This is a genomic window from Candidatus Borkfalkia ceftriaxoniphila (genome assembly GCF_004134775.1).
Taxonomy (GTDB): Bacteria; Bacillota; Clostridia; order Christensenellales; family Borkfalkiaceae; genus Borkfalkia; species Borkfalkia ceftriaxoniphila.
Genome location: NZ_SDOZ01000003.1, coordinates 249,475 through 265,885, shown reverse-complemented (window position 1 = coordinate 265,885; position 16,411 = coordinate 249,475). Strand labels below are relative to the sequence as shown.

Genomic DNA, 16,411 nt, shown 5'->3' with positions numbered 1-16,411 from the left:
AGGTAAAAATGCTGAAAGTTGAAAAGAATGCGATCAATGAAACTTGCTATGAAATGTCGAACGAAGGCAAACACGCCGCGCTGATGACCACGGGAAACGGGTATCTCGGTGTACGCGGCAGTTTCGAAGAATTCGGGTCTATCCGCATTCAGGGCTGCTACGTGCGCGGAGTGTTCGACGAGATCATCGAAGTGATGGAGCCCTTCGCCGACAACGAATACATGAAAAAATATTACATAGACGAAGTGAAACTGAGAAACTTCGAATATCAGGACAGCGTCGTAAATCTTGCGGATATCCTTACCGTCCGCATCGAGATCGACGGGGAGACCTTTTATCCGTGGGAAGGCAAAATTCTGCAATGGAACCGTCTTTTGATGGAAGAGGACGAAACGCTGTGCCGCACCGTCGTCTGGCAGAATTCGAAAAGACAGTGCGTGCAACTCGTTTTCGAGCGATTCGCCTCCTTTTCGGACGTGCACCTGTATTGCCAGCGCGTGCGCGTCAAAGCGCTCAATTTCAGCGGGCGTGTGCGCGTACTTTCGGGGATCGATACCAACGTAAAGACGGGCGGGCAGAAAACCGCGATCGATAAAAGGGTGGATTACGGCGCAGACGGCACGCTCTTCTACACCGCCAAAGCGGGCAAAAAGTACGGCTGCGACTTCGTCGTTGCGGCGAAGAGCGCCCTATGCGGCGCGAAAGAAACGGCCGCGCGTTACGAGGAAGACGGCGTCTACGGTGTCCGTTACGATTTCGAATTGCAGGAAGACGAACAAGTTACCCTTGAAAAGATCGTGTTCGTCGGCGCGGCGATCGATTATCCGCAAAACGTATCTCTGTATGAGATCGCGGCCGAAACGCTTGCGAAATGCGGCTCCTACCGCGAGGAATACGATCGGCATCTCGCGGTGTATTCGGAAAAATTCAACTTGCAGGACGTCGTCATCGAGGGCGACGACGAAAGCGACGCAGCCGTGCGTTTCGCCTCCTATCATACGCTGATCTCGGGCGATTTTACTTCCTCGGTGCACGGGCTGAGCGCAAAGGCTTTGAGCGGTGAGCGCTACAACAATTTTGTGTGGTGGGATGCGGAGATCTATCAGATGCCGTATTTCATCCACCTGTTTCCCGAAGTCGCGCGCAACTCCATTCTGTACCGTTACCGCCAGTTGCCCGACGCGCGCGAAAACGCAAAAGCGGAAGGCTGCAAAGGCGCGCGCTTTCCCTTCGTCTGCAGCGTGGACGGCAAGGAAAAAGTCTGGTGCTACGCGCGCCATCCGCATTTGCAGATCCATATCACCGCGGACGTGGCGTATTCCGTGATCAACTATTTCGTCAATACGGGCGATCTCGACCTCATGCGCGAGGCGGGATTCGAGATCTTATTCGAGATCTGCCGCTACTGGGCGAGCAAAGTGACGGTTCGCAAAGGGAAATACGTTCTCCTGAACGTGACGGGTACAGACGAGCACCATCCCTTCGTGGATAACGACGCCTATACCAATTATCTCGTGAAATTCGTGCTGGAAAGGGGATATGCCTATTACGAAAAATATAAGGACGGCGAGCGGCTCGGCGTTACTGCGGCGGAAGCGGAAGAATTCGCCCGCGTCGCGGAAAATATGTACCTTCCCGAACAGCCCAACGGAATGATCCCGCAGTTCGACGGTTATTTCGATCTGAGCCCCGAACTCATCGAGGCGGACGGCAACGCGGCGAAGGGCTTTCAGATGAAGACGAGCGGGCTGTATCATCTCAGCCAGATCATCAAACAACCCGACGTTATGCTGCTATACGGATATATGAACCTCATACCCATGAACGGGAAAAATTACCGCGAAAACTGGGATTATTACGAAAGCGTGTGCGAGGCGTCGTCTTCGCTCACCTATCCCGTGAACGCGATCAATTCGGTAGATAACGATATGCCGTTCAAGTTCGTGAAATATCTGCGTCAGTCCGCGCTTGTGGACGTGGAGGATATTTTCGGCATCGCCTGGCAGGGCGTGCACGCGGGCTGTATGGCGGGCGCCTGGTACGCGATGCTGCGCGGCGTTTTCGGCGTGCGCGTTCTGGATAACGCCATTCATATAGAGCCGAAAAAAATTCCCGTGTGGAATAAAGTTTCCATGAAATTCGTTTACCAAGGCTGCGTTCTTTCCCTCGAAACGGACGGGGACGCGCTGCGCGTCGGCCGCCTGAGCGGCGATGCGCCGATCAATATTATTTATAGAGGAGAGACGGCGGTTTTGGCGCAGTCGGCGCTCTTCCTTTTGGGGGATTCGTATGAAAAAGAAGATTCTGTGTATTTTTCTGTGCCTGACGATGGTCGGGACTCTTGCCGCGTGTCGGGGGAGTAAGCCCGTGTCGTTTTCAAACGACGAAATGGATATCTCCGACAAGGGCTGCGTCAACTGGTACGGCCGCACCTATGCGGATAAAGAGGACGGCTCGATGGGATTCGATTACACGTGCAGCGGTTTCGAGGTGACGTTTTTCGGCACTTCGTTGACGGCGCGCATGAAAAGTTCGAAGACCACCGTCGTTTCGGGCACCGATTACAGTTGGGTGAACGTGTATCTGGACGGCGCGATGGTGGAAACTTCGGTTTTGGAAATTTCTTCCGAACAGTACGCCGATTTCGAACTCGCCGCCGATCTTGACGAGGGGCGGCATACCGTTAAAGTTTTAAAGCGCACGGAAGCGCAGTTTTCCACGCTTTCGCTTTCGGCGCTCTCTACGGACGGACATTTCGAAACGCCTCCCGCAAAGAGCGAAAAAAAGATAGAGGTGTACGGCGACAGCATCACCTGCGGCTACGGCTCCGTTTCGGCGATCGGCGCCTCGGGCTTCAAGACGGCCACCGAGGACGGCACGCGCACCTATGCGGCGATGGCGGCGAACTGGCTGGGCGCGCAGTGCAGCATTATCGGATACAGCGGCTGGCGGCTCGCCAATTACTGGCCGGACGCGGGGCTGACCGTGCCCGACGTGTACGACCGCGTTTATTCGCCCCTGCGGAGCGTGGACGCCGCATGGAACACGAGCGACTATATTCCCGACGTCGTGATCGTCAATCTCGGCACCAACGATTACGCGCAGTGCGCCGCGAGCGCGCAGACGAATTATGCGTTCGGCAACGAACAGGGCGAGATCTTCCAGAACGCCTACCGCGATTTTATCGCGAAACTGCAAAAATCGTATCCGAAAGCGCAGATCATTCTGTGCAACGGCGCCATGCTGACGGATACGGTACCATGGGAAAAGGAGATCGTGAAAGAACTGAACGCGGCGGGAAATACGAGCGTGCATTACGTACAGTTGTATCAGACCGCCATAGGCAAGGATAACGGAACGGACGGACACCCGCACTGGACTGCGCATTACGAGTCCGCGGGGCTGTTATACGCAAAAATCAAAAGCGTTACGGGGTGGTAGACATGGATCTGAAACAAATATTGAAACCCGTCTGGAAAGGCGGAGAAGTGATCGCGGAGTCGGCGATGTATCTTGAAGGGAACGAGGAAGTGAAACTCATGTTCCCCCCGAAAGAAATTCGCGCCGTCCGAGATTTTACGGGCGCGCTCCTTCGCGCGGGCGCGGATTACGAACAGACGGCGGAAGGCATACGCTTTCTTCCCGCGGGGAACGCGCCGCGCCTTTCGCGGGAAAAAATGTTCCCGAAAGATGCGGAGAGCGACTTTTTCGCGCTGAAAGAGGGCGGCAAGATATTTTTTACCGAAGGCGGCTTTTTTCACCGCCATCAGGTATTCGTCGATTACGCGCACGAGCCTTCTGCGGCTTACGAACCCGAAACCGTGAAAGGCGGGCTGTCTGCAACGAAAAAATTGTTGGAAGAAGGGAAGTTGAATCTTCTCTTTTACGGGGACAGCATCACCTGCGGCGCGAACGCGAGCGCGGAAATTTACGCAATTCCCTTTCAGAACGCCTATCCGAAACTGGTGCTCGAGGGGCTTGCCGCGCGCTATCCGTACGCGCAGATCTCCTACGCGAACACCGCCGAGGGCGGGCAGACTTCCGAGTGGGGACTTAAAAACGTACAGGAGCGCCTGATAGACCGCGCGCCCGATCTTTTGGTTCTCGCGTTCGGCATGAACGACGGCACGTGGTTTAAAGACGAGGGCGCGTTCGACGGCAATATCCGCGGCATTTTAAACGCCGTGCGCGAAACGCTGCCCGACACGGAGATCATTCTCGTGTCCCCGGTCTTGCCCAATCCCTTGCCGTGCATGAAGTTCGACGACAAAGCGTTGGTTCCCTTTTGCGGCATACAGGAAAAGTATCCTCCCGTTTTGCGGAAGATCGCCGAAGACTACGGCGTTTCCTTCGTCAATATGACCGCGTTCCATCAGAAACTGTTACAAAGAAAGCGCTACTACGAGATGACGGGCAACAACGTCAATCATCCCAACGATTTTCTGCATCGCTGTTATGCGCAAATAATTTTATCATTATTGGAGGAAGAAAAATGAAAAAGCGAATTTTGGCAATTTTGTCTGTATTGGCGATCAGCCTCTGCTGCGTGCTCGCCGCGTGCCAGAGCGAAAAAGATCTGACGCTCAGCGGCTACGACAAGGACGGATTGGAACTCATCGAGTACGACAAGGCGTACGCTCCTTTCTGGGAGGGCACGACCGTGTATAACGAGAGTTGCGTATTTATCAAGGGCGAAGACGGCAAGATCACGCTCAAAACCATGTTCACGCCCACAAAGGTGATCGCCGTGCGCGATTCCACGTTGGAAATCACTTATAAGGAAGGCACCGATTATACCTATCGGGACGGCGTGTTCACGCTGACGGAAAATTCTTCCATACCTTATTTTACCTACAACCAGGCGCACTACAACGTCGGCAAGGGCGTCACGACGCTTACAGACGAGGAGCGCGCGGATCTCACGGGTATCGACATTCAGACCTACGGAGTCATGCACACGGAGGGCGCAGCCATCGCCATGCGCCAGGTTTGCATCACCTATAAGCACAAGGCGGACGACTGGCAGAAAATGGAAGGGTTCAATCAGAAATGGCAGGGCGAAAAACTTTCCAAAACGCTTGCGAAGTTGGAAAATAAAGAGCCGGTCGAGATCACGCTTTACGGCGACAGCATCACTTCCATAAACGCGCAGGGCACGGGTGCAAGTTCCGCGGGTATCGGCAGGGCGCCTTACTTCCCTTGCTGGGCGCAGGGCTTCGAAGACGCGCTGGAATATAAATTCCAATCCGACGTCACCGTTCACAATCTTGGGCTGGGCGGCTGGAACTCCTACGACGGACTTCTCAACGCCGAGGGAAAACTCGACAAATATCAGCCCGACCTGTTCGTGCTCGCGTTCGGCATGAACGATGCGCCGCACGGCAAATCGGTCAAGGAATACAAGGACAATCTGCAAGGTATGATCGATATCGTCCGCACCGCCAATCCCGCCGCCGAAGTGATCATCATTTCGACGACCAACCGCAATATTGACATGGTATGGGAAAACAACGCGGTCCGCCACGCCGATTATCTGCCCGCCGTGTACGAACTTGCCGAGGAAAACGAAAACGTCGCCGTATGCGATATGACCGCCTTTACCGATTCCCTGTTCCAATATAAGGCGAGTTACGAGTGTTTCTATAACAATATCAACCATCCCATCGATTATATGGTGCGCGCGTACGTCGCCAATATGATGAAACTGTTCCTGCGCTGAAACTATGAGAAATACATATATATTTAACGCGCCGAGCGAGGATTTTTCGGGCATCAACGCCGCTCTGCCGCTCGGCAACGGCTACATGGGTATGCAGGTAGAGGACAATATCGTCTACGAACGGCTGGCGCTCAACGAGAGCACGTTATGGAGCGGCGGTCCGTACGACAACGATTTGAACGGCGCATACGCGTCTTTAAAAGAACTGCGCGAGAGCGCTTTCAAGGATCGGCAGCGCGATTTCGATTGGGAAAGCAAATTCGTGTCGCAGTGGGGCGGTCAGATCATGTTGCCCGCTGGCGATTTCATGGCGTATTTTGCAAATTCGCGCGAAACTTCAAATTACAAAAAGCAACTCGACCTGCGTTGCGGCATTCTGACGACGACCTTTGAAAAACAAGGCGAGCGGGTAGAAAAACGGTACTTTGCGAATTATCCTTCGCGCGTGATCTGCATTCGCTATCAAAGCGATCGCAAGGCGATGAATTTCGCCTGCGAGATCGCTTCGAAATCGTCTGGTTCTTTGACCGTAGAGGGCGATACGCTCCTGTTTCACGGCGCCGCGAACGGCGCGCGCGGCGTGGACGGCGCGATCCGCTATACCATTGCGGCGCGCCTTCGCACCGACGGCGAACTGTGGGACAACGGCAAACGCATTTTCATCAAAAATGCGGGTACGACGGAAATTTATCTTTCGATCGTCACCAATTTCGTGTCCGACGGCGATCTGTCCGCGCCGCACGAAACGCTCGCCCGCGCGCTTGCGGACAAGGCGTATGCGCGCGGCTACGAAGCCCTCGAAAACGAGCACGTTTCCGATTTTTCCGCCATATACGACCGCGTGAGCCTGCGGTTGGGAAAAGAGACGGGGGACGTTCCCGTCAAAGAATTGCAGCGCCGCTTTGCGGAAGAGGACGACTGCGGTTGGGTGGAACTGTATTTCAATTTTACCCGCTATCTCATTCTCTCTTCGACGAGAAACGGCGCGCAGCCGCCCTCCTTGCAGGGGAAATGGAACGACAAACTTTCTCCGCCCTGGGATTGCAAATACACCGTCAATATCAACCTGCAGATGAATTATTGGAGCCTTGCCCCGCTCGGGCTTTCCGAGTTGTATAATTCTTTGCTCGAAAAGATGAAGGCGGTCGCGAAAAAAGGCAAAAAGACGGCGCGCGAAACGTACGGTATCGAGCGCGGCGACAGTTGGGTGCTGCATCACAATACCGATCTTTGGAACGTATGCGCGCCCATCGACGGCTGCTGGGGGCTTACGCCCGTGTGCGGCGCCTGGCTCATGAACGAACTTTTCACCGCCTACGAATATACGGGAAACGAAGATTTTCTCCGCGAACTGTATCCGCTCTTTCGCGGCTGCGCGCAGTTTTTCTGCGAGTTTTTAGTGCCGTTCGGCGAATATCTCGTCACCTGTCCTTCCACTTCGCCCGAGCGCATGAACGGCGCTCTGGGCTACGTGACCTACGGCAGCGCGCATGACAATCAGATCGTGCGGGAAATGTTCGAACACTATCTCGTCTGCGAAAAACTCGTGCGCGCTGACGCGGCGCTCGAAAAAGAAACGGAAGAAAAGTTGAAGAAACTTCCGCCGCCCGCCGCGGTTTCGGAATGCGGACTCGTGCGCGAATTTTACTTTCACGATTTCGATTATTTAGAAGATACCCACCGCCATCTGGCGCATCTGTACGGCGTGTATCCCGGGAACAGCGTCTTTCGTCAGCACGACAAAGAACTCGACGCCGCCGTGAAAAATACGCTCGACTGCCGCAGCAAGGCGGGCGACTGGACGGGCTGGGGCATCGTGTGGCGCATTGCGCTGTACGCGCGCCTGGGCGACGGCGCGGCGGTTACCGCCATGCTCAAAACATTCCTCGACAGGCGCAACGGCCTGATGCTGGAAAACGGCTTCGGCGCGTTGCCCTATGAAAACGGTTCTGCCTTTCAGTACGACTGCAACGGCGCGTTCCCCGCGGCGCTTTTGGAGACGCTCGTGCGCAGCGAAAAGGGGCGCGTGACGCTCTTGCCCGCGCTGCCCGATTTTCTTAGGGACGGGGAGTTGAAGGGCGTTTGCCTGCGCGGCGCGTTTCGTCTGGAAAAGTTGACGTTCTCCGACGGCAAAGTCACGCGCTGCGATATTTACAGCGAAAAGGGCGGGGCTTTGGATATTTCCGCGAACGGTCGGCTCTATCATTTGGACGCAGAGGCGGACAGGACCTATACGGTCATCGGTTAAAATATTGAAGGAGATAAAATGGAAAACAGCGTATTGAAAGACGTAAAATTCAATGGGAAATTCGGGCTCAAAGGTTTCAGTTCGAAAGAGAGCGGTCACAAAATATTCGACACCCTTACCTGGGAAAACGTTTTTGAGGAGCAGGACTGGACGCTCGCGGAATGGGCGTCGGTACATCCGCTCCGCGCGGATCGGAAACAGGTGAAAGAGGGCGATCGCATCGATTTTTCCACCGAAAGCAAAGTCGTTTCGCTCTGGCCGGGAAAAGGCAAACTTTCTTTTTTCGCGGATACTTCCAAAGAATACGGCGCGCCCAGAAAGAGTGGTGAGGACTGGATCCACCTTTTGCTGGAACAAAAGATCGAGGCGGGCGACCGCGTATATCTCGGCGATATGAAGGCGTTGGATCTGGCGCTCGATTTCAGCGTGGACGAGTGCGAAAATCTGATGCGCCGCGAAGAGTACGATCCCAATCTGCACGCGGCGCAGATCAGTTGGTTTTTTACCGTGGAAAATAACCGCGATACGAAACTGGATTTCGAGGGACGCCCCGATTATCTGTGGTTCGGGCTGCCGCTTTTCGACAACCGCCACGCCGTCATCGACGGCCCGCAGATCTTCCTCGACAGGGGAACGGAAAAAGTCATTTACAGCGTAAAGCGCGCCGAATATATGGAAGAGCCCTTCCGCATAGGGCACAAATATTGCGTGCGCATGGATATCCTTCCCTCCATCAAAAAGGCGTTTGCCGTCGCAAAGGAGCAGGATTGGCTCAAAGGCGCGCGCTGGGAGGATATGGCGATCGGCAGTACCAACCTCGGCTGGGAGATCCCTGGTACCTTCCGCTGCCGCTGTACGTTCGAAAATCTTTCCCTTACGTTCCGTTAAAAATAGAGCCGCTTTTTTCAAAGCGGCTCATTCTCTGCCGCGTCGTCTGCGCGGTTTGCATAAATTGTTGCAAATTCGCTCAAAAACAGTCAAAACGAAAATTTTTTTGTACAGATTTTGCCAGAAGGTTGACAGTAAAAAGACTGAAAAGGTATAATATATTTAATAAGATTCGGCGCTGCGCCGAAAGGAGTTCGCTATGAAAACGATGAACAAATATCGAGGTCTGCCGTTCTGGTGCTGGAACGGAAAACTGGATAAGGACGAGGTGATCCGCCAGGTACATATTTTAAAGGAAATGGGGTTCGGCGGCTTTTTCATGCACAGCCGTACGGGGCTTGCGACCGAGTATCTCGGCGAAGATTGGTTCGATCTTATCCGCACCGCCACGGAAGAAGCGGAAAAATTGGGCATGACCGCGTGGCTGTACGACGAGGACCGTTGGCCCTCCGGCACAGCGGGCGGCGAAGTGACCAAAAAACTCGAATATCAGTTTAAATATATTTCCGAATACGACGGAACCGCCGTTCCCGAAGAGGGCGTATATATCGCGGAGGAGTTGGGCCGTTTTGCGATCAGATTCAATAAAAACAACGAACTTTGCGATTATTATCCCGTCAAAGAGGGCGAACAGCCCAAAGCAGGCTATGTCGTGAAAAAATACCTCGTCGAGCATATGCGGACGCAGGAGTTTTACAACGGTTACACCTATCTCGATACCCTCAACCGCGAGGCGGTGGAGGAGTTTTTGAGATGCACGCACGAGCGGTATAAACAGAAATGCGGCGATCTGTTCGGCAAGACCTTGCTCGGCATATTTACCGACGAGCCGCACCGCGGCGCGCTGCTGAACGGGTTCGGCACGATGAACAAGAACAACGTGAATATGCTGCCGTATTCCTATTCTTTGTTCGAAAAATACCGCGCCGTGAGCGGTATGGATCTGGCGGCGAAACTTCCCGAACTCTATTACAAGCGCGCGGACAGCAAAGTCAACCGCACCATGTATTACTATATTGAAACCATGCAGCAACTGTTTCTGGAATGCTGGGCGATTCCCTATCACGAATGGTGCAAAAAAAATAAGTTGATCGCCACGGGGCACATCCTGCACGAGGACAGCCTCGCCATTCAGACGCTCTTCCAGGGCAGCGTACAGCGCTATTACGAGCATATGGATTATCCCGGCGTGGATATCCTTACCGAGGGCAACCGCGCCTATTGGGTTGCGAAACAGGTGCAGTCGGTCGCGCGTCAGATGGGACAGGAATTCGCTTTGAGCGAACTGTACGGCTGTACCGGCTGGCAGTTCAATTTCCGCAGCCACCGCGACGTGGGCGCATGGCAGACGCTTCTCGGTATCAATCTTCGCTGTCACCATCTGAGTTGGTACACCATGGAAGGCGAGGCAAAGCGCGACTATCCCGCCAGCATCTTCTATCAGTCGGGTTGGTACCGCGACTATCCTTACGTCGAAAATTATTTCACCCGCCTCAACGAGATCGTCAGCAAGGGCGAGCCCCTCTGCGAAACGCTCGTTCTCAATCCCGTGGAGAGCATGTGGCTGTATCCGCGCAAGGGCTGGCTGAAAAACCTCTTCGAATTGACGATTGAAGAGGGCGTGCGTCTGGAAGAGGCGTACATAAAATTGTTTAAGATCCTTACGACGGGGCAGGTCGATTTCGATTACGGGGACGAGGATATTCTCGCGCGCAATTACCGTATCGTACAGGAAGACGGCAATGCGAAACTGATCGTCGGGCGGTCGAAGTACACGGTTGTCGTCGTCAGCGGCATGGATACCGTCCGCTCGTCTACCGTGCGTATGCTCGAAGAATTCGCCGCTGCGGGCGGCGACGTGCTGTTCGCGGGCGATCTTCCCGCATATATCGACGCGAAAGAGGGCGATATCCCCGCCTCGCTCCTTGCAAAGAGCGCGCGCGTCGCGCTCGAACGCGGTGAGATTTTGTCCTATCTTTCCAAACAGAGATTTTTCGAAATAAATTCCGCGGAGATCATCACGACCGTACGCAAGGAGGGGGATACCTGTTATCTCGTCTGCCTCAACGAAGACCGCGAAAACGCGAAGGATGGGCTGACGCTGCGGCTCAACGCTCCCTTGAATATCGAGGAGATCCGTTTGGAAAGGGACGAAGAGTACGGCGTGGCGCGAAATTGCGCCGAACTTCCCGTCCGCTTCGAACCGGGCGAATGCCGCGTGTTCCGCGTATTCGCAAAGGGCAGCGTTCTTCCCGCAAAACGCGTCGAGAACGCAAAAGAGCAAGTGCGGCTGAACGGGCCGTTTGCCTATACGCTCAGCGAAAGAAACGTTCTGCCCCTCGATCTCGCGACCTGGTCCTTGGACGGAAAAGAACACGAAAAACCGCAGGAGATCCTGCGCATCGACCGCGAGATCCGTTCAACGCTGGGCTTGCCCCTGCGCGGCGGCGAAATGATCCAGCCCTGGTACCGTGAAAAGTACGGCATTGCCAAGGCGGAGGCAGGCGAACACGCCGTCGTTTTGACTTACCGTTTCGGCGTAGACGTTCTGCCCGCAAAGGATATGTCCTTCGTTTTGGAGCAGAGCGAACGTTACTCGGTGGAAGTCAACGGAAAACTTCTCGATAAAAAAATAACGGGGCATTGGATCGATCCCTGTTTCGACGAACTCGTTCTGCCCGCGGCATATCTCAGGAAAGGGGAGAACGTCGTCCGCCTTACGGCGAAGTACGAAGATTCGCTCAATCTCGAATGCGCGTATATCTTGGGCGAATTCGGCGTATCGTTACGGGGGAGCGCGGCGACGATATGCAAACTTCCCGAAACGCTCGCGCTCGGCGACGTCACGGGACAGGGGCTGCCTTTTTACAGCGGTTCGATCGCCTATCATACCGGCATCCGCGATTGCCGCGTGAGCGTCGCGCTCGGCGACTGCTACGGCGCGGTCAGCAAGGCGGAGGGCAATTCGCATACCGAATATATCGCATTCGCGCCCTACGAAAGCGGTGTATTCGATTGCAGGGGAGAGTTGAAGATCGTCGTTTCTCTCACCCGCCGCAATACGTTCGGCCCTCTGCATCTTACTTCCGTGCTTTCGCCCTCCTACGGTCCCGAAACCTTCTTGACTTCGGGTGCCGACTACACCGATTCTTATTGTCTGATCCCCCAGGGTATTCTCGGCGATGCGATTGTAAAACTGTATTAAAAAGTTACCCCGTCCGAAAATTCCCGGACGGGGTTTTTGCGGGCGGGCTGATTTTTGTTCAAGTATTTTAGATGGAAAATTTTGGAAAAAATACTTGACAGAATTTTTATAACAGTATATACTATTAACAATAAATGAAGGAAGGTAGATTTTGCCTTTTTACAATTAAAAATTCTGTTGCGATAAACAGTAGTAATTTGTGAGTTTTTCATAAACGATGGATTCGCAAAAAGGGACTAGTCCCTTTTTTTATCGGCTTTTCAGCCGACAAAAAAAGGGACTAGTCCCTTTTTTTATCGGCTTTTCAGCCGACAAAAAAAGGCATTTAATAGATCTCTTTGCTCGTTTCGGCGGCGGTGATTTTTATTGTAACGGCAAAAGTCGATCTTTTTTAAAAAGATATTTGTCAAAATGAAATCAAATAAGGAGAAGTTATCATGACAAAGACAATGAAAACGGGAATTATCGCGGTATTGACCGTTGTTCTGATTGCTGTTTGCTGTCTGTTTGTTGGGACCCTCAACAAGTCGGCGTATGCAGCAAGCCAAGAACAGATTGAAGCCTTCGAAAATCACGTTAAAACCAACTTGGCGAAAGAAGACGATTCGATGTATACCGAAGATCTCTTTGCCGAGAGCGGGTACGTACTTGCCTTTAAACGGGCGAAAAGCCTTTATGTGGAAGGGGCGAGCGAAGAGGTTATGGCTGTCTATAATAAGGTTTTGGAAATTTTCAGAGAGCCTCTCGAATTGGAGTCCTTCGCCACGTCTACCCTTTATTTCAGAATACATAAAATGAACGGTAACGAACTTTTATATACGCAGAACGAGGAGTTACAAGGTTACGAGGCCATTTATAATAAGTATACGGACGGGAGTCATACCGCCGTTGCCGATTATCTGAACGGCGTTTTGGGATTGACCGATAATTTAACGGAAGCCAGAACGCAAATGAATGCGATCGGGGAGAAGATCGCCGCCGCCGTTGCCGCCATCGATCGGATTCAATACTACAATTCCGATACCCAAGAAATGCAGATATATAGTGAGGAAGCAGGCGCTGCGCTGTATATCGTTGCGGACAGCGCGGATTCGATCGGCTATAAATTCACGGAGGATGGCGGCGCTCTTGACGAAACGATAGAAAACAGTGCGACCGCGGCCTTATTCGATATCTACGGTAAAGATTTTACCGCGCTTACCGCCGAGCAGGAAACGGTTTCGAATTATGCTTTCTACGCGGCTGCCGTGGAAGCGTTGCGGGCGCAGTATGACAAGGCAATCGCAGTCATGACCGAAATCGCGGACCTTTCGGATATCATTAACGACGACGTTTGCTATACGGAAGCGGGCAAAGTCAAAGCGGCAAGATCCGCTTACGGGGCGCTGTCCGAATACAATGCAATGGATTCAGTCTCCGCAAATAATTTTAATGATTTGCAGTCGCTCGTATCGAATATTGCAGACCTTGAAGCGATCGAAGCGCGTATAGCGGAAATCGAAACTGCCATCCAAAACACGATCGACGCGATCAGCGCGATCGGAGACGTCGCTTATACCGCAGAGAGCAACGGTAAAATACAGGCTGCCGAAGCCCTTTTTGAGAATCTCGATAAAGATATCAAAGATAACGACACGGCGGAAGGACAAGACCTTATCGTCACCAATTATGCGACGTTGGTTGCGTCGCGCGCGGCGTACGATAAAATGCATGAGCAGGTAGAAACCGCGGTTTCCGCGATCGTGGGGTTGAGCGTCTTTGAAACCGATGGCGATCTCTACGGCGAATTCCTCAAGGTGCAAGGTCTTTATACGGCGCTCGATGCCGAGCAGAAAACGGCGGTCGACGAAACCGTGCCGCAGGATACAGATAAAACCTGCCGCGAATTGTACGCATACTATCAGGCAAAAGCGAACGCTATTTGGGCAAAGGTGGACCCCGTGGTGACGGCGATTAAAAATCTTGGCGACGTTACCATTTCTGTGGAGTTTACCGAAAGATTGAACGCGGCGCGCAAGGCGTACGACGCTTTGAGCGATCAGGAAAAACTGGCTGTTTCGAATTATTCCGAATTACAGGCAAAAGAAGCGGCTTTTAAAGTTCTGATGGATGTTGCGACGCAGTGGGTGGAGGCAGTCGCAGCGATCGAAGATCCTGTGACCATTGAGAATATGGGGCTGGTCGAAACCGCAAAAGAGTTTTTTGAGAGTTTCGAGCAAAATGTGCAGGATGTTTTGAAACAGAGCAACGAATATAAGGATTCTTACGAAAAGTATGCGGATGCAGTAGAACAGTATACTGCTTTATTGAATAAAATTTCCGGATTGGCGGGCAAAATGGCTGATCTTCCCACCGCGGAAATTTCTTTGGACGAAGCGTTTGAACAAAATCTGTTGAATTTCGATCAGGCGGTCACGCCCGTTGTAGATGAATATACCGCTTTGACGGAAAATGAACAGGCGTATCTCCGTGAAAATTATGCCGAGCAATATGCAAACTATCTTGCGGCCACCGAGAACTATGCGCAGTACCACGTGGAATACTTGATCGTAAAGATCGGTTCGGTGGAAAAAATCACACTTGCGCAGGCAGCGGCTATCAGCGAGGCGAGAGATGCGTATGATGCTCTCGACGAATCTTTGCAGAATAAGGTGCGTAACTATGAAGATAAAGAGGGGGCCGAAACTCTGCTCGATCCTACGCTCGTTGCCGCCGAAACGAAACTGAAAGAATTCACCGTCGCGTACGATGCGTGGATAGCCGAAGTAAATAAGTTTGTGCCCGAAGGCACTGCCGTAGCCGATCTGATCTCCGTATCTTTTGAAAAAGTGAACGGACTGAAAGAAGAGTATGAGGCTTTCTTGAAGGAAGTCGAGGAAGATCCTGACGCGACGGCGGCGGTTACCGATTATCTCAAAGAAGGTAAAGCGATGCTCGATGAGGTTGAAGCAAAAGCCAAAGATCTGATCACCGCATTGACAGAGGAATTGAACGAAATCGTAGCCGTACCCGAAGGGGAGCGTTATACCGCGGAATTTATGCTTCGTTTGGAGAATGCGGAAAAGAAATACGGCGAACTCGACGATACCCAAAAAGATATCGCTTACGACGATGAGAATTCGATCATTGCCGCGCTGAATTCCGCTTACGAATCGTTTAAAAATGTTTATGTAATGCAGGTACTCGTAACCGATTATACAGCGTCGGTCGATGCGCTTTATAAAAACGTTGTGACCGATGAAATTTATACCGTTGACGTAGAGGTCATGCTCAACACCTTAAAAGCCGTATATAACGGAATGCCTGCGTATCGCGCGGTCCTTGCCGATGCGTATGCGAAGTTGGGCGAAGTGGAAACCGCGTTCAATGCCGCAAAGGAAGAAGGGAAAGTACTCGGCCTGAAAAACGTGAGCAGTGATATCGCCGCGAAAAACGAAGAGGTCAACGACAGGATCGATCAGGTCGTTGAAGATTTGACCAAAGCGTATGGGGCTGCCGATGCGGCTCTGAAACAGCAGATCGAAGAAACTTTCAACGCGGCCATTGAAGGTTTGGAACAGGCTTACAAGAATGCTGACACTGCGCTGAAAAACTCGATTGCGGAAAATCTGGGCAAGATCGAGAAGGCAACGCAAGATATAGCCGCTCTTAAAACCGAACTCGAAGGCAAGATCGCCGCTGCAAAAGAAGCGCTGGAAGCGGCTGATGCGGAGTTGCGCGATGACTTAAACGCCGCGCTTGCTGAGATCGAACAACTGGCGAAGGATTATGCGGATGCCGATGCTGCGCTCAGAACCGAAATTCTGAACAAAATCAACGAGAAAGCGCAGGAATTGACGACGAAGTACAGCCGGGCCGACGCGGATCTGAAAGCCGAATTGCAGGCGGAAATAGCGAAAGCAGTGGCGGATGCCGTTAAAACTTTGACGGATGGTTACCAGGCTGCCGATAAGGCGTTGAAAGATCAGATCGAAGCAACGATCGACGAACTCGAAGAAGCCCTGATTGCGGATATCGCGGAGTTGGAAGAGTCCTTTACCGCGGCGAAAACCGCGATCGAAGCGGAAGAAGACGCCCGTAAACAGGCGGACGCAGATTTGCAGGCACAACTTGATGCCGCTCTCAAACGCATCGAAGAACTGGAAGCGAATAAAGCGTCGAAGTGGCTGGGAATCATCGCGCTCCTTGTCGGTATCTTCGGCACGGTCGGCGCCGTATGGTTCATCATCGATAAGTTTGCAGGCAAAAAGAATTAAATACAGAACAAAATTCAAGCCGCCGAGGTTTTCTCGGCGGCTTTGTTTTATCTCTGTAAAAGGGCTTTCGTCGGGAATAAAAAAACATCGGCTTT

At 52.6% G+C, this 16,411-nt stretch carries 8 protein-coding genes; all 8 read left to right on the top strand.

All coding sequences use genetic code 11. The features are described from left to right. Nucleotides 1–8: 8 nt before the first annotated feature. The 8 genes from ESZ91_RS09815 (at nt 9) to ESZ91_RS09780 (ending at nt 16,316) form a co-directional block, all read left to right on the top strand. Entirely contained in the window at nt 9–2,363 is a 2,355-nt protein-coding gene (locus tag ESZ91_RS09815) for a glycosyl hydrolase family 65 protein (protein ID WP_129226756.1), read from the top strand. Further along, entirely contained in the window at nt 2,290–3,441 is a 1,152-nt protein-coding gene (locus tag ESZ91_RS09810; RefSeq protein ID WP_161971135.1) for an SGNH/GDSL hydrolase family protein, read from the top strand. The genes ESZ91_RS09815 and ESZ91_RS09810 overlap by 74 nt, the downstream gene beginning before the upstream one ends. Before the next feature lie 2 nt (nt 3,442–3,443). Further along, nucleotides 3,444–4,496, top strand: a complete 1,053-nt coding sequence (locus tag ESZ91_RS09805) for an SGNH/GDSL hydrolase family protein (protein ID WP_129226752.1) — start codon at nt 3,444–3,446, stop codon at nt 4,494–4,496. After that, nucleotides 4,493–5,719, top strand: a complete 1,227-nt coding sequence (locus ESZ91_RS09800; protein WP_129226741.1) for an SGNH/GDSL hydrolase family protein — start codon at nt 4,493–4,495, stop codon at nt 5,717–5,719. Before ESZ91_RS09805 ends, ESZ91_RS09800 begins: the two co-directional genes overlap by 4 nt. A gap of 4 nt (nt 5,720–5,723) precedes the next feature. Then, nucleotides 5,724–7,967: a glycosyl hydrolase family 95 catalytic domain-containing protein gene (locus ESZ91_RS09795; protein ID WP_129226739.1), complete on the top strand. Its 2,244-nt coding sequence runs from the start codon at nt 5,724–5,726 to the stop codon at nt 7,965–7,967. An 18-nt stretch (nt 7,968–7,985) separates the two neighbouring features. After that, nucleotides 7,986–8,855 (top strand): hypothetical protein, encoded by an 870-nt coding sequence (locus tag ESZ91_RS09790; protein ID WP_129226737.1) that lies wholly within the window; start codon nt 7,986–7,988, stop codon nt 8,853–8,855. A 199-nt stretch (nt 8,856–9,054) separates the two neighbouring features. After that, complete coding sequence (locus ESZ91_RS09785) at nt 9,055–12,060, top strand: type 1 glutamine amidotransferase family protein (protein WP_129226735.1); 3,006 nt, start codon at nt 9,055–9,057, stop codon at nt 12,058–12,060. A 437-nt stretch (nt 12,061–12,497) separates the two neighbouring features. Then, nucleotides 12,498–16,316, top strand: coding sequence for a hypothetical protein (locus ESZ91_RS09780; RefSeq protein ID WP_129226732.1), 3,819 nt, complete (start codon nt 12,498–12,500; stop codon nt 16,314–16,316). The last annotated feature ends 95 nt before the right edge of the window (nt 16,317–16,411 follow it).